Consider the following 21,406-nt stretch of genomic DNA (forward strand, 5'->3'; position numbering starts at 1 on the left):
TAATAATAATGAAATGATTATTTCAGCCTTTATCATCAAACAGTATGCCTTGACCCCATCAAGGTTAACCGTTTAACTTCGTATTGAAAAAGTTTAGTTATAATTTCCGAACCGTGTTGCGAGAAATAACTTCCAGCGGTACTAAAACCTGTTTTTCTTCCGCAGTCAGCACTTTTTTACGCTTGATTTGATCTAATAGCAGTTGTGCAGCTTGTTGCCCTTTGCTCGCGATATGCTGTCTAACTGTTGTTAGCGGCGGAAAAAACATATGTGCCCAAGATATATCATCAAAGCCAATAACGGAAATATCATCAGGTACGGTCAAACCATTCTCCATTAGACCGCGCATAACACCAAATGCCATCACATCTGCAGTTGCAAAAACGGCTGTAATTTCTGGATAGTCTTTAGCAATCAAGCAGCCCGTATCATGGCCATGCTCAAAGGAAACCGATTCGCCAAAAACGTAATCTGAGCGATAAGGAAGACCTGCTTCCTCTAATGCGCGCTTATACCCGAGAAATCTCTTTTCCACAACACCATCACGCCTAATACTGCCTGTCGCAATCGCAATATGCTTATGTCCATTGTCTATCAAGTGCTTCGTAGCAATGTAGCCGCCATGTTCATCATCAATGCCTACATTGGCAAAGTATTGATCGTGAATATAGCTGTCAACCAGCACGATTGGAATGTTAGCCTGCTTGCACTCTTCGTATAGCTCCTCAGGATAAATTCCGATAAGAATAGCGCCGTCCAAATTTCGCGAGATCGATATATCTAGATACGACTTGCCTTTTTCAACTCCGGCAAGAAGGACATGATATCCGTCACTGCGAACTGCCGCTTCAATATTGCTGATCATTTCACTGTAAAACGGATTTTGAAAAACTAGCTGCTTATGCTCTTCCGTCTGAGGAATGATGACAGCTATAAGCTGCGAAGTATTGTTTACGAGCCCTCTTGCCGAAATGCTAGGAATATAATTTAGCTCCTTAATGGACTTATGTATGAGGGCGACGGTATCGTCGGATACTTTATGCGCTTTGTTGTTAAGCACGTAGGAGACAGCAGCAATGGATACATCTGCATGCTTAGCTACATCTCTGATCGTTATTTTTTTCTTTGACATCTTTCTGCTCCCTTTAGTTAACCGTTTAACTACAATATAAAGGGATTGCATTTTATTGTCAATAACTATTTTTATAGCGCTTTCATTGGAATAAAAAAGAAGGACTGCCCAAACTTGCCGGAACAATCCATCCTGACTATTTTAGCATTCCAAACCCTTTTTCTTTTGGAAACAAGCGTTCAAATATTTGAACCGCTTCATTCCGTGAATGTGCAAGCGCAGCAATTAGTAAATCGTAACGGAAGTGTCAAGCGAATCGGGCTTAAATGATACCTACTTTTTCACCTTTATCTTCAAATGAACATTGGATACCTTAGGTGAATAGATTCCGCTATCTGTATATAAGCCCACGCTGTACTGAATGCGGTCAAAATTCCCTTTCAGCTCTTGTCCATTATCGACCTCCACCCAATCATCCCAACCCTCGTTCCCAGTTGTTTTTCTCCGAATCCACCCTTTTACTTCCGGTGATTCCACAGTGGATGCATCATTCTCCATAACTTGTACGCCTTCTTCCTTCCATGACAGGACAGCAGTTCTTCCGGCGTTTACTTCAATTTCCTGCGACTGGATGTAACCGTGAGGAACGTATGGATTGAATACTTTTTGCGTATAAGTCATTTCACCAGTAAAGGTTTTGCCATCCCAGCCTTCTGGCTTTATAAAGATTGCTTGATGCGTCTTTGCATCTTCAGCTATTACATAAAGCTTGAGCTGCTGAGCAGGCAAATTGCCTAGCTCGCTTTTTTTAATTTGATACTCTATTTCATCTCCAGCCTCATTAAGCTGATACAAAACTTTATCCGTGCCAATCCATTCCCATCCGTTGTTACTGCGCGGATCTTGCGTGTTGCTATCCCATTTGTACAGACCATTATTCGTTAATCTGAACTTTGCACTTGTTGCCGGTGTTTCCCACCAAGAGCCCTTATAGCCTGCCTTGTCATTAACATTCGTATCCAAATAAATATGATAATAATAGTCCTGTTCTACAGACTCATCCGTATTAAAATGAATGCCGCCCGCAACCTTTACTTTGATATACAAGTTATTTTTATCATCCGTCACCCACACACCATTCGTATTTCGCTCATCATATAGTTTGTCACTCTGCTTCCAATCTGTTGTGCTGCCATCAATTGCAATAGCTTGTCCAAAAAAGTAGGACTGCTCTTCTCTATCCAAGGAATAAGTATGCTTGGCTGTATTAATAGAGGCAGTACCACCTGTAAAATAACCCGTTACTGCATCGCCGGCTTCTTCCCGCCTGAGCAGCATGCCTAGCGGTTCTTCCAATATTTCAGGGTAATGAACCGTCTGCATTAAAGGATGAACAAAGTTCCAGCTATACAAACCATGAATAGCTGAGCCTAGAAATGTATTTTTGATTCTATCAAGGTCAGTACTCTCTCCATAACTATGCGTTAGTACTTTAACTGGAGAGCCGTCGCTGCGTGTTTGCTCACGAAGATATCTCAATTGACTGTTGTTATAATTCCAATCGTATGGGTTAGTATCCGCATCCCCATTAGACTCGTCCATATTCCAGTATGGATAATTATAATTGAATGTCAGCCTTACCTGCTCCATCATCAAATCCTTTGCACCGGCGAACTCAAATCTCAGCTTCACATATTTAGAGGTTTGATTGATGCCATTCCAACTTCTTGCCTCGCCCTTCCATAGCTTTGGCAGCTTCGTCCATGAGGACTCATCGAAAGGCAAAGAATTTCCTGTCCATGTCCATATCGATACCGTCTCATCGCTCCCGCCCTGACCAAGCCACTCCAAATAGCCCCATTCATTAGGGTCACTTCTATCTTCAAGCTCTGTCATTTTATCCAAATCCACAATGATCTCCATTGCGCCCTTTTCGCCGCCTATCACTTTACCGTTCTTAACATGTGTAGTACCTTCGAACTTCCAATTGTTAAACCGGCTACCATAGGTTGCTGCTCCATTCGAAGCTAGCTGCCTAGTGAGCGAGGTTGTGCTATCCCATTTGACTTGATTAGTGGACCAATAGCTCAAATAGCTTTCCCATAAAAAATAGTCTCCAAGCTCCGCAAAGGAACGTGTACCATTAATAATACTTTCCATCCCAAGCGAGCGGATATAATCGGTAATTTCTTTTAAGTCCTCATAAAATAGCTGCTGCTTCACCGAATCTTGCAAATCAGAGTTATCCCAATAGGCAACATCACTTTCATCTAGAAAAATCCCATCTGCCAAGCCTTCATCCTTGAATGATTTAATCGTATTTTTCGTGATTTCGAGAAATTCATCTGTATTATCATAACGCGAGCCGAAATAAACATATTGAAATATTTTCGTCCCTTGTGCTCTCACTTTTGCAACTGTTTCTTTGTCGTTATCCAGCACCACCATAAGATCATACACAGAATAGTCGGGAATCCCGCTATACTTTAATTCTCCATAGTAGACGATAAATTGATGAGGTTGTCTATATTTATGATCCAGCTCAAAGACTGCGGAGGATTCTCCTGCAGTACTTTCGGACAATGCCGCCATTTTGATGCCAGGAGCAAGCAAATAATTACTACCGAGCTCAATATCTATTTCTTTAAGCTTCAACTGGTTATACATAATTACTACAACTAGTAGTACAATGATTGCTATAAATAAATAGATCAATTTTTTCATACGCTCCCCCTTACTAGATATTTCCATCAAAAAATATCATACTATCTTATTGATAGCCTATCAATATTAAAAAATAGAAAAGCCTTAATCAGAATTGATTCTGATTAAGGCTTCTTTTGTTTAAAATTTTAGCCGCTAGCTTACCTTTTGCAAAGATTCAATAAATGAACGTAAAGCTGGATAAGGTTTTATTTGTTTGAGCCATTCCTTCAAATCTCCATCATAAAAATACAACTCTAATCCTTTCTGCAATTCCTTCAGATAGGCTTCCTTCGAAGACTCTGCTGATTGCCTAGCTGCTTCTGCCTGCAGCCGCTCAATCAATTGGGACCAATTGAATGACCCGCTCCAACTCGTTCGATCTCGGTATTGCTCTGCTGCCTGCAAAGCCAATTCGAAGGACGTATCATTATAAAGCAGCACTGCCAAATAGTTTCCGACAAATCGATGAGTTTTATCGAGTTCCATCGCAATTTCAAACTGTTGCTGCGCTTCCTTCAGCTTTCCTTGCTTCATAAGCGCTGTGGCATAGCGAGATTGCTCGTAATCACCTAATTTTCCATAGTCGGATAATAATAAATACTCGTTAATCGCTTTATGATAGGCAGTCCAATCCGCTTCTTCATAATAATAATCTATAAGCCTGCTCACGACGCGCTCTGTTGGCGCAAGCTTATACTGCTGCTGCAAATATTTCAGCTCCTCCTGCTTGATCTCAGCTTCTCCCAATACTGAATATTTTGCTTGAAGCATTTTTGTAATCATTCGCAGACTGTACAGGTCTTGTTCATTATTCTCAAATGCAATACGATATGCCGCTAATGCATCATCTGGTTTTCCAGCAAGCAGCAGCTGATCCGCATCTGTTAGCGTTCTTGTTTTCAAATAAAAAAATGGTAGATTCCCAATCGTATCCTCATCCAGCCGATAGCCGCTGCTGCTGGACAGAAAATTTCCATGCTCATCAAATGCCTGCACTTCCCAGAAAAAAAGCGCATCCGGATTAGCAAATCCAAGCAGAGGCTCCGGTACAATTGAGCTCCAATCACCTCTTTCTCCATAAGAAATGAGTGCTAATGTATCATACAGCTCGTCTGCTGTCATCTGTTTGAAGTTAGTCTTGATATGTGTTTCGATCGTAGCGCCATTGGCTCCATTCGTTACAGGCACATGCCCTATCAAGTTATAGTACGCTGCGCCAGCAACTGGCTCCCAGCTGAAGCGAATCATTGAATCTGTAATAATTTGTTTATTAACAGGTTCATTTAGCTCAATTAATGGCACCAGAACAAGCGGTTGCTCAAATATTTGTCCTGTTTGATCACTATCATCCACATCAAACCAAACATCGCGGCCTGTTGACCAAGTGTAGCCGTCGACCTGCTCGTAATCTAAACCGAGGTATAGCTGATAGCTACCAGCCAGTACTCCATGAAACGAGTAATTGCCATTTGCATCACTAATCGTTTGATAAGGCTCATCTGTCATCAAGCTATGGTACAAATTTTCTTTCAGCCTTAAAAATACACCCACTCCTGCAACAGGCGTTCCATCGCTGCGCGTTACTTTTCCTGATATTACTGCAGGTTTGCCGCCCTTCTCCAGCATGCGGTCCATTAAATCCCGCAGCATTAACAGCGTACCATGAATGTTAATAGCATAATTACTTGTTTCCCATAATTGAGATTTCTCCTTAGTACCTACCTGCTCCTCTACTATATTCAAGGCTTCCTCTAGCTTCCCGCTGTGCAATGAATTTTTCATTTGCAAAAAGGCTATTTGTTCATTTTCACGTATATCAGTCGTCTCCCATTTATTTTTCAGCTCGTTCAACAAATGATCCGAACGTTTCAAATCGCCTAGGTCCGCTAACATTTTTGCCCGTTGCAAGGTAAGCTCATATAATCCAAAACTTTGTCTAATACCGTTTTCAGATGACTCCAACAGCCGCTGCTCTGCCGCCTCTAGTGCAGTAATGGCTTTTTCTTGCTCGCCAATTTTACTGTATTTATAGGCCAACTGTCTTGCTGCTCGGCTTAAATAACCGTCTGCTGGGCCCGATGAGATATACTGCTCCAAAAATTTTATTGTATCCTCATTGCCTATTTGTATCGCAGCTTCGCTTGGCCCTTGCCTTTGACTCATACCAGACCCTACAAAAATAGGCGCCTGCCTTATATCATCCGAGCTCCCTTCAATAATATGCTCACGAATAAGCTCCCACTTTTTCGAACCTGAGGCTTTATCTATTTTATCTACTATTTTAGTCGACCTTGACTCCCAATCTATTAATTCAGGCCGCCATTTTGCCAGTAATGTTTCCGCTTGGGGCTGAACAATATTTATGAAAAAAGGGATTCCAATCATAAGCAATAACGTCGTCATAACAAGATGCTTTACTTTAATGGTTACTTTCCTTCGCATACTGCTTCAGCCTCCCTTCATATTGCTCCTTATAGTAAATATTGCCTCCAGCTTCGACCAGTTCTATGCTCTTAACCAATGGAACACTCTTTCCTAACGGCAGGCTCGTATCGTATGCCCCTATGCTCCAGAAAATCAATAAGCATGAAACAGCGGCCGCTGCAAGAGGGATCGGCGATAGTTCTAGCTCCTTATTCCATAATGCTATTAATTTGTCTTTGCGAGATTTTGGATGGGTATGTTTAAGTACTTCCATTTGGCCTGTAAATGTTAGCATTCCCAGCTCCCCGTCCAACTTTTCTTGAAGTCTCTCGTCTTCATTATTCATTTACAACTCCTCCTTCTCCCATAGCTTGCGCAGCAGCTCGCGCCCTCTAGCCAGCCTTGATTTAATCGTGTTTTCATTTAAATTCGTATATTCCACAATCTCTTTAATACTTAATTCTGAATAATAGAACAACGTTATTGCCTCTCGATATTTATAATCTAAATGCTGCAATGATTTTCCGAGTCGATGATTGCGTGCTTTCTCCAAAAATAATTCTTCCGTATCAGGCTCAGCCCGTTCTTCAATAATCTCATCCATCCGTGCAAAAGGAATCAGCTTGCGCCAAGACCAGCTGCGCTGTCTCATTCGACAATGGTTAATCGCAATTCGAGTGAGCCAGCTCTTGAGCTGATTGGCATCACGCAGCTGTTCAATCTTCGTGTAAGCAGTAATGAAAGTATCTTGAACGGCTTCTTCTGCCCAATATCTATCTTTCAGCAGCAAATAGGTCATACGCAACAAGTAGTCGCCATACTGGTCCATCAGCGCTTGCAGCGCCGCTTCATCCTTCCTCTTAAGCCGCTCTACTACATCCAGTCCACTCTCCTCCTATCTATTACTAAGATGCATCAACTTGCTGACAGGTTGCATAATTTTCAAAATAAATGAAATTACAATAAATGAACCTCCAAATCACTCGTTAAGTGGAAGTGGAGGTTCTATATTCCTTGCTATTCATTTAAAAACTTAATTTCCAAACCTATCATTTTTCTCGACTGATAGGATTGCGTATAATTAATCTTTAAGGTTTGCTTCGGAAAAATGACCGGCAGCTCATATTGCATCAACTCGTCAGTCTCTGTAGAATCATCTGAGCTGTCATCTGTACTCACTTTTTTAGTTATTGGAGAACTAACAAATTCAAATTGTTTTCCCGGTTTGGATATATATTCAATAAACTCTTCAGGATCATTGACATTATATAATTGTCGCAAATACGTAGACCATTGCAACTCGCTCCACTCGGGTGCTGTCACAGTAACATCCTGCTTTCGCAAGAGCTCAAGTATTATTGATACTTGGTGACCGTCCGCCTCTTGCAGCGCAATGGCAAGCGCCATACTCCAATCTGTCACGCCCGATAAGCCCAAGCGGTCATTTTTAGCTGCAAGCAAATCGAAAACAGCTTCTTTATCCGCCCGATCACTAAACCAATACATGCGAATATTGTCAGGATTTAAACGGCTTAAGCCTATGATCATATGCTTGCCATCCTTCGATACATCGAGCAGATTTTTCACTTCCAGCCGCTTCTCGTACTGCAAAACATACAACTGGCTTCCATCACCGCTAAGCATCACTTCCACATCAAGTGGAATATGCGAAGATTCGCTGCCATCAATAATGACAGCCGCTCCACGAGCGCTCGTGTAGTAAACGCCCTCTTTTGTCTGCTGCCGGACAAGCCTATACATTAATTTTGCTTTGCGCAAATGCGGTTCAATCACATAATGGGTAGATGGATAGTTACTAATTACTTTTTGTTCATTCACGATCCACTCTATGTCAGCAATACCACGAAGCTCTTGCGGCTGTTTGCCTGCTGCGAGGCTTGCCAGCGTCGCTTCGGGAAAGGATAATTTAAAACCTTCATCAGACCACGAATAATTGGCGATTTCTAATGGATATTGCGAGTAAATATTCGAATATGCAGCTTGATAAGATAAGCCCTCTAGTACTTTTTTGGAGCCAAAATCAAAAACAAGTAAATGCTTACCCATTGAAGCAGCACCTCCGCAAACAATAAGCAAACAGCCTGCTAATAGATAAGCAAGAGATACAGCCCATGTCGAACGGTATTCATCACTGCTTCTCTCTGACTTCGCTATGCTTTCCCGCGTTGCAGGCAACTTCACCATAAGCTTGCTCATCAGCAAGCTGATTAGCCAAGTTCCCATTACAGCATGACCGATCAACGGGAGCATATATCCTAATGGCATCGGCAAAAATTTCGGGATTCCTACTATCATTGTTATAATCATGGCAAACAGCGCAAGCAGCACTAAGCTCCAAAAGTTTCTGCGTAAAATGCCCGGGGCACTTAGCAAAGCACTTCTAAACGACTGATCACGTATAACTATGATATAAGGGGTTAATGCAAAAAATAAAGATAGGATGATGAGAATAAATCCTAACGGGAAAAAGGCATATCCCAGCATAATACTTAAATAGCTAAAAGTTAACTGACAAATCGACCATGCAAGCATTCTGCCAAAATAATGCCTGCCATTTTCTAAAAATGACCTTGAACTTTCACTACTGCTCCTTATCTCCTGCTTCAGACCGCCAAGATACATGCCGCGCACAAAGCTTTGGATCGCGAGTACAATCAAGGTAAGGGCCACCGACAAAAAACCTAAATCCATCGGACCAGCTTCAAATGTTGTATAAGGTACTTTCAAATCCATTAATGTGGGCATATAAAGCGGAAGCGATGCTTGTATTTGTTCAGCTTCTGCTGTTGTTCCTAATGAACTTAAGGAATAAGGATAGATGGAAAAGCCAAAATAAGCGCCCAATCCGAGCAAAACAGTAAGCATGACCTCAACAGCTATAACTAGAACTACTAAACGGATTTTATTCATTGTCCCTCCATTTACAAAATTCAGGACTAATCCTGCAAATGCTCCTAGGCCCCCTAATTGAACTGGAGTTTCCTGACCCAATAATTTAAGCTGTTATTAGAGGGGGACGAGAGGCATGAGGAAGAAGCACTTGAATCAAGAAACACGGTTGAAAATCGTAAAGGAAGCACTGGCCGGTGTTAAGGTGGGGACACTCGCCCGCATGTACGGTATTCATCCTGAAACCGTACGTGCATGGGTAAGAGACCACCGTGACGAAATCAATCTAGAGGAGATTCCGACAGCAGATGAGCATCTACAGGAACTATGTCGACTTCAAGAGATAGAGGCACGCTTCGAACAGGCAAAAAAACTTCTTGGCGAGAAGGAGCTTGAGATCGAGATTCTTCGAGAACTCGTAAAAAAGAAGAACCCCGCTTATCTGAAAAACTTGAAGTAGCAGAACCATTTATTAAGCGGGGGGACTCAACAGCTAAAGTTCTGCGCATCCTGGAAGTCCATGAATCAACCTACTATTACCGGAAGACGCAAGATGCATCCAAGACCGAACAAGGTACCTCATGCGGAAAAAAAGGGCGTCCTGTGCCTGGATTCTCCCTTACGAACACGGGTGAAAAAGTCGACGATGAACAGATTAAACAATGGCTGCTCGAACTCCTTGAAGGAGAAGAACATATTTATGGGTACAAGAATCTAGCTCTGTGCCTCCGCAGACAGCGTGGTTTAATTCTAAACAAAAAGAAAGCATACCGCCTATGCAAGGAGTTAAGAATTCTTCAGAAACAACGGAAGAAAAAGAACAAGCATCCACGCAGAATACCGAGAAACCGGACGGTAACCGGGGTTAATCAACTATGGCAAATAGATATTAAGTACGGATACGCGTTGGGATGTCAACGATTCTTTTTCGTGCTTAGCATCATCGATGTATTTGACCGTGTAGTCGTCGGGCAGCATCGAGGTCCTGCGTGTGAGGCAAAGCACGTCGTAGAGACACTTCTCCTTGCTCTACAGGATCGCCTGGAACCTGGAGTAGCTTTACCTACTATCCGTACCGATAATGGACCGCAATTCGTTAGCAAGCTATTTGGTGACACGTGTGAGAGCCTAGGGATATACCACGAACGTATCCCGCCACGTAGTCCAAATATGAACGCATACATTGAGTCTTTTCACAGCTTGCTTGAGCGTGATCTATTCAGTCTAACTGAGTTCATGACACTTGAAAAAGCTTATGACGAGCTCGATCGTTACATGGATTTTTACAACAACCGCAGAATGCACGGTAGCCTAAAAAGCATGCCGCCAGTGGAATTCTCGCAGTGGGTCATGGAGCTGGAAGATCGAACAGAGTTTCATCGAGTCCTGTAATCTAGTGAATTATGAAGCAATTCTAAAATTGAACATTATTTGGTGGGCCAGACTCCAGATTAAGGGGGCCTAGCCGAATGTACATCATTTTATTGGGAATAAGGGTCATTTGAAGGAAAATCCTGCTAAAATGCAGGATTTTCCATTCTTTTTTGATTATAAGAGGTTTTGAGCTAATAATTCCTGCATAATCGCAGGATTTTTAAATTAAGGGGACATTTTAGAATAAAATGATGTATTTTTGCATCATTGCTTTAAGTGAACGCATGAGACACTACTTCTCCATCAACTACGTCAGCTGCCACTTCTACATCAACTACTTCAACCAATCAGCCGCAACTAATTTACTATAAACCTAAACTTTGCCCTTTTTCCAACCGTACAATTTGTCTCTCACCATTGTCGGCAAGCTCTCTAAACTGTTCAATCGTTTGGCGCATTCTAGGCAGTGCTTCCTGCTTATAGCTGCTAATAGAATCCAGTGCAGATAGTACATCAGCAAAGGCCTGCTTCAGTGTTTCTGGTGATATATTAGCTTCCAGAGATTGCTTCTGAATAGCTGCTCCTTGATTTTTCAACATTCTCGAAGTGCCTGCAATAATATCATTCGTTGTTTGATTTAATAGCTCTATCTTTTTAAGCACAATCTTCTGATTATAAAGAGCACTAGCTACTGTTACAGAAGTTTTCAAAGCCGATATCGTAACGTTCTTCGCCCGATCGACACCGCGGATAAGCTCCTTATTGTTTCTCATTACGACTTCAATAGCCATAATGCCCTGCTGGTTAACGACGAGCATCTGCTGCAAATCCATAACACGCTGACGCAGCGGGAAAAGAACTTCTTCCGTGATAAACTGAATTTTATCCGGGTCTTCATTTCGCAGCTTGGCAGCTTCAATCTGCTTTTCAATCGATTCGTCCATGAGTGCTCCGAGCTGTATTTCCTTTTGCAGCTTTTTCGTCAGATCACGAAGCACCTGCTGCTCAATCTCTAACGTTGTATTGTCATTTTTGAGCGTAGATTTTCCTTTATCGAGAGAGACAACAATGTCGGCAATCATGGTATCTGCCTTCTGATATTTAAGGAAATAAGCACGCAACGGATTGAACAATTTACCTAGAATTCCCGTTTTTGCAAAATCGATCATACTCGGGTCCAAATCCTTAAGCTGTACATGCAGCTCAGTTAGTCCCTTGGCTACTTGACCGCCCTCGTCCCCTGTCTTAGATAAATTCCCCACGGCAACCTGCAGCAGCGTATTTTTATCCGAAGAGGCGCGCATCGTATTTATGCCGAACGATTCAATGGATTGCACAATTTCTCTTCGCTTATCGAGCGAACCTACATCAAGGTCCAATATAGCAGCAACATTGGACTCAGCCAGCTCTTTCAGCTTGACAAGCTCCTCAGGCACAGGCTTTACTTCTTCCTCAATCGCCGCTTTAATTTCTTTTGGGTCTATGACTTCCATCGAAAATGACATAGTATTCCTCCTCAGACTAGGTATTTTACATTTGTGCGTTGAACAAATTGCCAATTTTGTATACAACATCATCTGTATCCGCATTGATGCTTGCTGCTTCATTAATGCTGGAAATACTTTGCAGCGCCTTGATATTAGCGTTATATCCGATCGTATAGATTGGAACCTGGTAGGCTTCTATCAGCCCTTTTATTTCTTTAAGCGAGTGCCCTTCATTTGTTTCACCGTCACTAAGAACGAAGATAATCGGCTTCTGATTCGGATTTACAGCCAATTCTTCCTTCAGCATTTTAAGAGCTACTACAATCCCATCGAAGGTTGCAGTGCCTCCGCCTGCCTGCAAGCTGTTTACAGCTCCCACAAACAAGGAACGATGATTCGTATCAAATTTGCCTACCGGCATATTAATCGAAACTTTGCTTGAATAAGAAACTAGACCAATGCTGTTGTCATTACCTAAATATTTTTGTCCCTGCAGCAGTGACTCCTTCAGGCGATTTAGCGGTTCTCCTGCCATGCTGCCTGAAACGTCAGCTACAAATATAGCAACGATCGGCTTGCTGACATTTTTCTTTTCCTTCCACAATTTTTGAGCAGCTAGCAAAAGACCGCCGTCTGTATCTGCAAGCTCAGACTTGTAATCCTCCAAATTGTTAAAGCCTTTGTCCTTGCCAGATTTCTGATACTTATCTTGATTCACAAATTCTGCGAACTTGACGACAATATCGCGTTTTTCCTTTGAAATATTCCCTAAAGCATACAGCGGGCTGTCATGTCTAACACCAAACGGTGTGAATACGTAGGCGCCTTTTAAATCTGCTGCATTAAGGAATGTTTGGTATTCCAAGACAAAACCGTCCAGCATGCCTGATTTGGCTGCATCTCGCATTTGTATCGTTGTAGAAGCAATAAATGGAACATTAGCTTGAAATTTTTCGAAGCCTTGTACTGCCTTTTCCCCTAAAATATTAGAGCTGTCAAAAGTATTCAGCGCCGTTAGCAGGAAGTTTAGTCCTGTAGAGCTGGCAAAAGGATCGGTATAGCCCATTGAAAATTCATTGTTGGCTATCGCTTCCGTAATATTTTTTACATTAATAGAGCCAAATGTGCTGACCAGCTCATCGTACTTCGCTCTTGCGATTACAATACCTGTAACATTACCTACAAGCCGCTTGCTAATTAGATCTGTTTTAACTCCGCTATCCTTAACCATTTCACCCCAAAGCTCGTTTGAAGGCGTAAAGGCATCAGGAACATATTTGCCGGACCTAATATAGTCCGTTGCAGTACCTGAGGCAATATTGCGAATTTTTACCGATGCTTGCTTGCCGTTAATCATAATATTGGCTTTATTGAATTCTGCAGCTACATCCGTCAGCCAGCCGTCTACACCTGTTCCCCCTTTCTCTGGGGAAGAAAAGATTTCAATAAAATAGTCCGTGCTGTTCTTTACTGTGATTGGAAATTTAGATATATCCGGGAGCGACGCTGCTAAATCGACAGGGTTTAAATCTATCTGTCCTTTTATTGGCTGTTCTGTCGTGACAGAAATATTGGAATAAAGCTTATTAAGACGTTTGTCGGCATCGTCAAGCGTCACCTGTGCCTTAGATTTTCCTACATTGGAGGTCATGTTAACACCTAAATAAACAAGCACGAATACGACAACTAGAATGATACCCGATATAATAAAAAAGTTATTCTTTTTGGCCATGTTCAGCACCTCACTGTTTATAATATTTGGTTTGCTTAATTAAAGAATCAATTTCCCGCATGCACGGCATTTTTTCAATCTCTGCAGGATCAAAACTGTCTAAACGCGATATTTCAAGCAGCAGCTTATCGAGCTTCAGCAAAATTTCTTCATTCGTATCCAATGAATGCTTCATGAACGATAAGAACTCATTATACAAATTTGCCTTTTCTTGCATAATTCCCGTAGAAAATCTGGCTGCCTTTTGGCTCATCACACTTTTGAATTCAGCTTCATCAAATACACGCAGACGGTTGATCATGCTTCTTATATTTAAATAAAACAACTTTTCAACCTCTCGGATTACTGAAGCAAACTTTTTGTAGCTTAGCTCCGTAGATTCGAACCGTTGACCTAGAACATTCATTAATGTATCGTTTTTTCTTACTAAACGTTCCATTTGATCAAGTGTAAAACTGACATCCCCCTCCAATGAGCCCACGCGCATGAAGGGCATCAAAGCCTCGACGTAATCCTCATGCGTAATGATTTCCTTTACTGGCAAAGCAACAGGCTGTTTAAAAAACACATTGTAGCTTCCATAAAGTAGAGCAAGCATACTGGCCAGTATCAAGGTAATGCCAAATGCAGAAGCCAGCGCACTTTCCCCGATAGCAACCCCAAGGATCCCTGGCGAGAATACAATTACGTTAATCACAATTGTCGCAATAATAATGCCGAATAGTTTTATGTACTTTATACCAGCCAAAGTTGACACCTCCTCTACCTCGTATAAGCAAATACGTTTGATTGTTAAAGAAGTAGCAAATATTTATTAAAAATATTTTATTTGCAGATATTTTTATTAGAAAATATAACCAACTAAAGCATATTCGACATATTGCCCCATTTTCCTTTTTATAGCTTAAAATAATATAATATACTTCCTTACGTTCCAAGAAGAAGCGAATATATAAAAAAACTGCTCCAATTTGCGGACAAATTCCGCTTGAAGCAGTTCCAATTTGATTCTATGCTTAACTTTTTACTGCACCAGCTGTCATTCCTGATACAATATAGCGCTGTAAAAATATATATAACAAAATAACAGGAGCAGACACGAGCAATATTGTAGTAAACACAAGATTCCAATCTGAACCTTTTTGTCCGAAGAACATATAAATCAATAAGCTTAATGTGTATGTGCCAGCTGAGTTCAAGAAGTAAAACGGAATCGTAAAGTCATTCCAAATGTTCATAGCCGTTAAGATAAGAACAGAAGCGTTTACTGGCAGCATCAGCGGGAAGATAATACCGAAAAACAGACGATATTTTCCTACGCCATCAATGATAGCAGCTTCATCCAACTCTCTCGGTATACCGTGCATAAACGAAATATACAGGTAGGTTGTAAAGGCGAAGTTCGTAGAAACAAACAGCAGCACAACACCAGTATAAGTGCGTATTAAATGAAAGAAATCTACCACATAATAAGTTGTAATAACCATCATCGGCAAAATAAGGCCAATGATCAAAATATTCGTTAGGAGCTTCGTTATTTTCGTATCTCGACGCTGGATAACAAAGGCAGACATCGAGCACAGAATAATGACGAGTATGACACCGAAGAAGGTAATAATGAATGTATTTATAAAAGCCTGCGGTATAGCCGCTGCTGCAAATACATCTTTAATATTTTGAATGATGTTCCAATCAGATGGTAATGAGAGATTCATATCGGCAGCCTCTGCCTTCGTCTTGAAAGCATTCACAACAACGAAATAAATCGGGATGCCGACAATAGCTATCGCCATAATAGCGATAAGCTCGAGCAATAGTTTATTCCATTTTTTCATCAGGCTCACCTACTGTTGTCTCTATTAATAAATTTGTTAAGAGCAAGGACAGCAATTAATACGATAATGAACAATACCAGATTAGCTGCTGTGGCTTCCCCATTTCGACCTGCCGCATACGCCTTAAACACGGCAGTATTGATTACATTCGATGCATTGCCTGGGCCGCCGCCCGTTAAGGTATAAACAATATCGAACACTTTTAAACCGCCAATTGTACTTAGAATGATATTTGTATTTAAAACAGGTATTAACATGGGGAAGGTAATAAATCTGAATTGTTGCCATGGGCTTGCACCGTCAATCTTTGCCGCTTCATTGACCTCCTGTGGCAGCGATTGCAGCGCAGCTAGAAACAAAATCATGGAAAAACCTGTCCATTTCCATATTTCGACAAACGATATGGCATACATAACAATGGCCGGATCGGTAAGCCAATTCATCGCTAAAGAGTCTAAACCAATATTTTTCAAGAATACATTTAGCAGGCCTGTGCTGGGATGATAAATGGCTTTAAAAGCAATAGACACTGCTACTGTACTCAAAATAACAGGAAAGAATAGGATCGAACGCAGCACTACCTTGCTTTTAATAGCCTGGTTTGCTAATATCGCAAGGATTAATCCAAGAAACACCTTGATTACAGTAGTGACTATAGCGAAAATAAATGTATTTTTTAAGGCTAAAAGATTGTTTGGATTATCATATAAAGTAACAAAATTTTCGAAACCTACAAAACGAGTAACCTGGAATGCTCCGTTAAGATTCGTAAAGGCAAAGTAAAAGCTCATTAATGAAGGAACAATAAAAAATATCGTAAATATTAGTGCGCCAGGCAATAGCAGCCAATAGGAGTAAAATCGTTTTTTTAACATAGCTTCACCTCTAGATAGTGAGAGGAGCTTCTTCAATAAGAAACTCCTCCGCTTATCCTACATTTCTTTATTTGAAGTTGGAATCGCCTTTCGCTTTTGCATCAACTTCCAAATCCTTTTGCATAGCCTCAAGTAATTCTGTCGTTGTTCTTCCACCCTTAACAAATAATTCTTGTGTGTAGTTAGGCAGATTGGCATTCGCATTATGAAGTAACGGGTAAGGCGTATATCCAATCGCACGACCTTCATCCAAATATGCCTTCGCATCCAGCTCAGCTGGAGTAAGCGATGTTTTCGTTACTCCTTTAATAGTAGGAATACCGCCTTGGTTTGCAAAGAATATATCTTGAACCTCAGGTTGCAGGAACCAGTTTACAAATTTCTGCGCAGCCTCTTGGTTAGGGCCTTTAACGATATACATGGATTTGGGCGCCCATATAGCAGCTAGATCCTCGCCTCCGCCCTTGTACGGCATTACAAAAGAACCTAGATTTTCAACACCCTCCGGATACTTGGCAACAATCTCATTCATAACCCACGATGCCATATGGTACATCGCTGCTTCTCCTGATGTCAGTGCTTTTTGTGCATTATCATAAGTAGAAGAAAGAATATCTGCGTTAGCTAATCCTTTGTTTACAGCCTCTACTATAAAGTCCATACCAAATTTACGATCTTCCCACTCTGTCATTTTTGCTTTATTCTCATTGATTTGTGGGATTAGCTCTAAGCCTTGTTTGGATGCGCTGGAAATTAGTACAGGAAGCTGCGTAGTCCAAGCATCTTGGCCAGAGAAGTAAATAGGTGTAATGCCAGCCTCTTTAATTTTTTCAGATACAGTCCAGAACTGATCCATATTTGTTGGAATTTCTAAATTTAAGTCAGCGAAAACCTTCTTATTGTAAATGACAACCCCCATATCTGTACCACCATAAGGAGCACCATACCATTTCCCATCCTCGAACGTATCCATCATATTTTTCCAGGCTGATTTATCGAAATTGTCCATCCATGGCTGTCCTTCTTGATCAACAAACACGTCCCCAGGCGTTCCAAAGCCATGATTAGTAGATATCCCGTTTTGGTAGAACAAAATATCTGGCTTATCATTTGTTGCAAAGCGTGTTTTCATTAAGTTTGCGCCGTCTTCGCCTTCAGGCACTTTTTCAATAACAAGCTCAAAGCCATTTTCTTTGGCTACCGGAATAACGGCTTCCATTCCTTGTACAAACCATGTTGTATGTCCTAGCATATTAATTTTTTGGACTGCTGGTGCAGGGTCATTATTTCCGTCTGACGGACTCGGATTATTCTTATTTGTATCATCCGCCCCGCAAGCTGCCAATGATGCAACAAGAGCAGTGCCCAGTGCAGCAGCCATAATGCTTTTAAACGATTTCTTTATCATGTTTGCTTCCCCCTAGTAGTTTTATTGCTCCTATTTATCATAGCTTTGTGCCTCCGTTTACGTAAATGGTGATTCTTACAGTGACAGGGGGAAAATATTAAACGCTTTCACATCGAGTGCAATTTTGCCCCCTATTGGTGTATACTGCATTTTAAAGCTTTGTTATTTTTCAGAAAGGGGGTCTAACGCATTATGAAAAGCTTTAAAACAAAGCTGTTTCTTGTATACTCCATTACACTTATTATGCTGACCATTACTATTAGTTTTCCGCTGTACTTATATTTTAATAAGCAAATTAAGGAAAATATTATGACCAGCGTCGAGCAATTGGCAGGCAATAGTGCCAGCAGCGTTTCTGCTCAACTTACAATGTTTAAAAGTATTACCTTTCAGTTATATAACAGCTACGACTATACAAGGTCTACGCTCGCAAACTATTTGCTGCGCAAGCAAACAGCACCCGAGAGCACCAATGCTCTGCAGGTATTCAAGTCTATTGATAACTACATGCTTATGATGATGGCGACGTACAACAGCATAGAACGGTTAAATCTATATTTGAATAACGGTGATCGCTATTCCAAGCATTTTGAATATGAGACTACGCATGATGAATGGACGACTATTCCATTCAAAGAAATGGCTGACAACGAGCAAGGTGGCATCGTACTAAGCAGTTTGGATAATGGACAGTTTTCCCTTTCAAGGATGCTTCAGTGGGGCAATTACAAAATCGGGTATTTAGAGGCGGTGCTTAAACCTAATACATTAATAGATTCAAACTTGCTTGAAAATATGGAAGGCTCTTCGATTTCAATTTTGAATCGTAATCAATTAGTATTCACAAGCCATTCCAATCAGGACGAAGTATCGCAAATGCTAAGTATGGTGCAATTGGAGTTGGAGAAGCAAACTGGCTTCGCAGAAGTCAATAAGCAAGGCATTATTTCTGTAAGACAAATGACAGATTTAGAGGCCTTCTCTGTTGTAACTCTTGCTAAGAAAAATTCACTGTTTGCCCCTCTTATCGTATTTCGCAATACGATGCTGCTTGCAGTAGCTTTAATTATTATTTTTTCTGTAGCTTTTTATTATTTATTAGCAAAATTGTTAACACGACCTATCGCTTCACTCAAACAGGCTATGAATGAAATCGAGCTGGACAATGAAAGTGAGTTGAAAATTGAAAATCATTATAAGCTGGACGAAATTGAATCCTTGCGCAGGTCTTTTCAAAAAATGAATACTCGTATTAAGGAATCCATGGACGAGCGTGTACATTTTCACACCTTGCAGCTTCAATCCCATTTTCAAAAGCTTCAGGCACAAATCAATCCGCATTTCTTATTTAATATGCTCAGCGTCATTACGATTACAGCAGATCGCAAGCAGCCAGAAGCAGTTGCAAATATTAGTCGTAAACTATCCCAATTTATGCGATATACTGTTTCGACCGAATCTGCTATGGCACAGCTTGGCGACGAACTGCAATTTACGGAAAATTATTTAAATCTAATGAAAGCTCGCTATTTGCATCGGCTGCAATTCGAAATCGATGTGCCAGAAGCGATGCTAGGTATAAGTCTTCCTAAATTAACGATTCAACCTATTGTAGAAAATTGTATCCAGCACGGTTTAAGAGATGAGATTCCTCAGCTAAACATCAAATTAAAGGGCTTCATTACGAACCAACGCTTCGATCTTGTCATATCTGATAACGGCGTAGGTATGAACGTAGAAATACAAGAGGATGTCATGAGACGTATTTCAGCCTATGTTGAAAATATTGAGTATCACAATTTAGCACAATACCCATCGCTTCAGCTTGGCGGTATGGGGCTTGTCAGTTCTATTGCCAGGTTGAAGATGAAATGGAAGCAGCAATTCAGCTTTGCAATCAGCAGAAATGAAGATGGCGGCATCTCTGTTACTTTACAGGGCTCCATGCTGCAGCAGGAGGAATTAAAATGAAAATTATGCTGGTCGACGATGAGCCATTTTTTTTGGAAAATCTAAGAGAAGTTATTCAACAGTGCGGACATAATCTACAATTGCCCATACATATCGTGTCAGAATGCTACAGTGCGGAGAAAGCCATATCCGAAATACCCGTCATGCTTCCTGATCTTATTTTTACGGATATACGGATGACTGACATGGATGGCCTAGAGTTGGCACAGCATGTTCGTGATGAATGGCCTCATATCAAAACGATTATTGTGAGCGGCTATCCGTCCTTTGATTATGCAAGAACAGCACTCAAGGCTAACGTTGTGGATTATTTAGTTAAACCGATTGAGCCCGCCATCATAATGGACGTATTGAAGCAAGCAGCCTCTCATATGCAGGAACATATTTATTTGAGAAAACATGCCTTGCTGCAATATATGCTAAAGGCTCATGTATCTGCGGATATAGAGCACATTAGTATCGCCGCGCAGCCATCCTTTCAATCGCTGGCAATAGTAGCACTTCATAGCAGTGTATTCCAGTTTAATCCGCTCTTATATGATCAACATACCACTAAATTTAACACTGATTTGAAACAGCTACGAGGTATTCTTGGTTCAGAAGAAGAGGTGTGGGCTTTTACTAATCCTAATAAAAAAGGCGTTTATTTTATATTTGAGTTTGCAATCCATGAGGAAGCTCGTTTGCATGAAATAAGTCAATTCCTGCTAAACAGCTATTCCACACCTGAATCCTGCGCAATAGTTGCATACAGCTCCTTCTTCAGTGATGTCCATGAGACTAATAAGTATGCTCGTCTATTAACAAGCTCCCTTGATTATCACTACGTAATTGGTAAAAACCAGTTGCTTACCGAGGAGCAATTAAAGCGTGAAGGACAATCAAGCTATTTGACCATATCCGATGTCCAGTTGAATACATTAAATTATTTGGGTCAGAAACAAGACTGGAAGAGTATTCAGCAACTGATTAAAGAGCTATTTCAAGAATGGGAGAACGTACAATGTCCTGCATTTATTATCGAGATAGAGCTTCGCAAAGTAACCAAGGCGCTTGGTTACTCGCTAGAAGAACGCGATCCTAAGTTTATTAGGGAAATGGAAGTGACCATTCAAGAGCTGTTGTTTGATTCAGCTAATTTTGAAGAAGCTGGACAAGCTTTTACAGATTGGCTTGAAGCAGTTATGAAGCCTTCCGAGCTGAAAAGTGAAAAACGCAGTGAAGTGTTATTCCAGCAAATTGAACACTACATCGCCGCAAATTTAGCTCAGCCCCTAACATTGCAGACACTTACGGACAAATTCGATATTTCTAGCACCTATCTTTGCAATCTGTTTCGCATTCATAGTTCAAGCTCCTTCGTGGAACATCTGACAGAGCAGCGATTGCTGAAAGCTAAGAGGCTTCTTGCAGAGCAAACGGATATGCCGATTAAAGATATCGCAGAAATCGTTGGTTATATCGATCGACATTATTTCTCAAAAGTATTTAAAACCTACGAAGGACGTACACCTTCAGAATATCGGAGCTCCATGATCAACTAACTACTCTTCATTTATATAAAAAGCCTAAGCACAGCGGCAGGGAATGACTCCCAATAGACTGCTGCATG

General features: G+C 41.0%; 16 protein-coding genes. 4 read left to right on the top strand and 12 right to left on the bottom strand.

Annotated features, from left to right (window positions below):
- Nucleotides 1–97 precede the first annotated feature (97 nt).
- The 6 genes from V1L65_RS07205 to V1L65_RS07230 form a co-directional block, all read right to left on the bottom strand.
- Nucleotides 98–1,132 (bottom strand): LacI family DNA-binding transcriptional regulator, encoded by a 1,035-nt coding sequence (locus V1L65_RS07205; RefSeq protein WP_331698433.1) that lies wholly within the window; start codon nt 1,130–1,132, stop codon nt 98–100.
- A gap of 273 nt (nt 1,133–1,405) precedes the next feature.
- The gene (locus tag V1L65_RS07210) at nt 1,406–3,796 is read right to left on the bottom strand and encodes a hypothetical protein (protein ID WP_331698434.1); all 2,391 of its coding nucleotides are present in this window, start codon (nt 3,794–3,796) and stop codon (nt 1,406–1,408) included.
- A gap of 135 nt (nt 3,797–3,931) precedes the next feature.
- Complete coding sequence (locus V1L65_RS07215) at nt 3,932–6,220, bottom strand: carboxypeptidase regulatory-like domain-containing protein (protein ID WP_331698435.1); 2,289 nt, start codon at nt 6,218–6,220, stop codon at nt 3,932–3,934.
- On the bottom strand, nt 6,198–6,548 hold the full coding sequence (locus V1L65_RS07220) for a hypothetical protein (RefSeq protein ID WP_331698436.1): 351 nt from the start codon (nt 6,546–6,548) through the stop codon (nt 6,198–6,200). The genes V1L65_RS07215 and V1L65_RS07220 overlap by 23 nt, the downstream gene beginning before the upstream one ends.
- Complete coding sequence (locus V1L65_RS07225) at nt 6,549–7,031, bottom strand: sigma-70 family RNA polymerase sigma factor (RefSeq protein WP_442955678.1); 483 nt, start codon at nt 7,029–7,031, stop codon at nt 6,549–6,551.
- A gap of 188 nt (nt 7,032–7,219) precedes the next feature.
- Nucleotides 7,220–9,133 carry a hypothetical protein gene (locus tag V1L65_RS07230; protein ID WP_331698437.1) on the bottom strand — a complete coding sequence of 638 codons (1,914 nt, stop codon included), beginning with the start codon at nt 9,131–9,133 and terminating at the stop codon, nt 7,220–7,222.
- Nucleotides 9,134–9,248: 115 nt separating this feature from the next.
- Between V1L65_RS07230 and V1L65_RS07235 the strand changes: the two genes are divergently transcribed.
- Together V1L65_RS07235 and V1L65_RS07240 are read left to right on the top strand one after the other, a co-directional pair.
- Nucleotides 9,249–9,572 (top strand): transposase, encoded by a 324-nt coding sequence (locus tag V1L65_RS07235; protein WP_331698438.1) that lies wholly within the window; start codon nt 9,249–9,251, stop codon nt 9,570–9,572.
- Nucleotides 9,573–9,583: 11 nt separating this feature from the next.
- Complete coding sequence (locus V1L65_RS07240) at nt 9,584–10,504, top strand: IS3 family transposase (protein ID WP_331698544.1); 921 nt, start codon at nt 9,584–9,586, stop codon at nt 10,502–10,504.
- Nucleotides 10,505–10,851: 347 nt separating this feature from the next.
- On the opposite strand, the gene V1L65_RS07245 is transcribed toward V1L65_RS07240, so the two are convergent.
- From V1L65_RS07245 to V1L65_RS07270, 6 genes are all read right to left on the bottom strand, one after another.
- A complete protein-coding gene (locus tag V1L65_RS07245; RefSeq protein ID WP_331698439.1) occupies nt 10,852–11,991 on the bottom strand; it encodes a toxic anion resistance protein in 1,140 nt (379 codons plus the stop codon).
- 25 nt (nt 11,992–12,016) lie between these two features.
- Entirely contained in the window at nt 12,017–13,705 is a 1,689-nt protein-coding gene (locus tag V1L65_RS07250; RefSeq protein ID WP_331698440.1) for a vWA domain-containing protein, read from the bottom strand.
- A gap of 10 nt (nt 13,706–13,715) precedes the next feature.
- Complete coding sequence (locus tag V1L65_RS07255; RefSeq protein ID WP_331698441.1) at nt 13,716–14,453, bottom strand: hypothetical protein; 738 nt, start codon at nt 14,451–14,453, stop codon at nt 13,716–13,718.
- Nucleotides 14,454–14,721: 268 nt separating this feature from the next.
- Complete coding sequence (locus V1L65_RS07260; RefSeq protein ID WP_331698442.1) at nt 14,722–15,540, bottom strand: carbohydrate ABC transporter permease; 819 nt, start codon at nt 15,538–15,540, stop codon at nt 14,722–14,724.
- A 5-nt stretch (nt 15,541–15,545) separates the two neighbouring features.
- Nucleotides 15,546–16,415 (bottom strand): carbohydrate ABC transporter permease, encoded by an 870-nt coding sequence (locus tag V1L65_RS07265; protein WP_331698443.1) that lies wholly within the window; start codon nt 16,413–16,415, stop codon nt 15,546–15,548.
- A 67-nt stretch (nt 16,416–16,482) separates the two neighbouring features.
- Nucleotides 16,483–17,823, bottom strand: a complete 1,341-nt coding sequence (locus V1L65_RS07270) for an ABC transporter substrate-binding protein (protein ID WP_331698444.1) — start codon at nt 17,821–17,823, stop codon at nt 16,483–16,485.
- Between the two features lie 192 nt (nt 17,824–18,015).
- Here V1L65_RS07270 and V1L65_RS07275 point away from each other — a divergent pair, with 192 nt between their 5' ends.
- Nucleotides 18,016–19,794, top strand: coding sequence for a sensor histidine kinase (locus V1L65_RS07275; RefSeq protein WP_331698445.1), 1,779 nt, complete (start codon nt 18,016–18,018; stop codon nt 19,792–19,794).
- Nucleotides 19,791–21,338: a response regulator gene (locus tag V1L65_RS07280; RefSeq protein WP_331698446.1), complete on the top strand. Its 1,548-nt coding sequence runs from the start codon at nt 19,791–19,793 to the stop codon at nt 21,336–21,338. The genes V1L65_RS07275 and V1L65_RS07280 overlap by 4 nt, the downstream gene beginning before the upstream one ends.
- Nucleotides 21,339–21,406 lie beyond the last annotated feature (68 nt).

This window comes from Paenibacillus sp. IITD108 (genome assembly GCF_036541265.1).
Lineage (GTDB): Bacteria > Bacillota > Bacilli > Paenibacillales > Paenibacillaceae > Pristimantibacillus.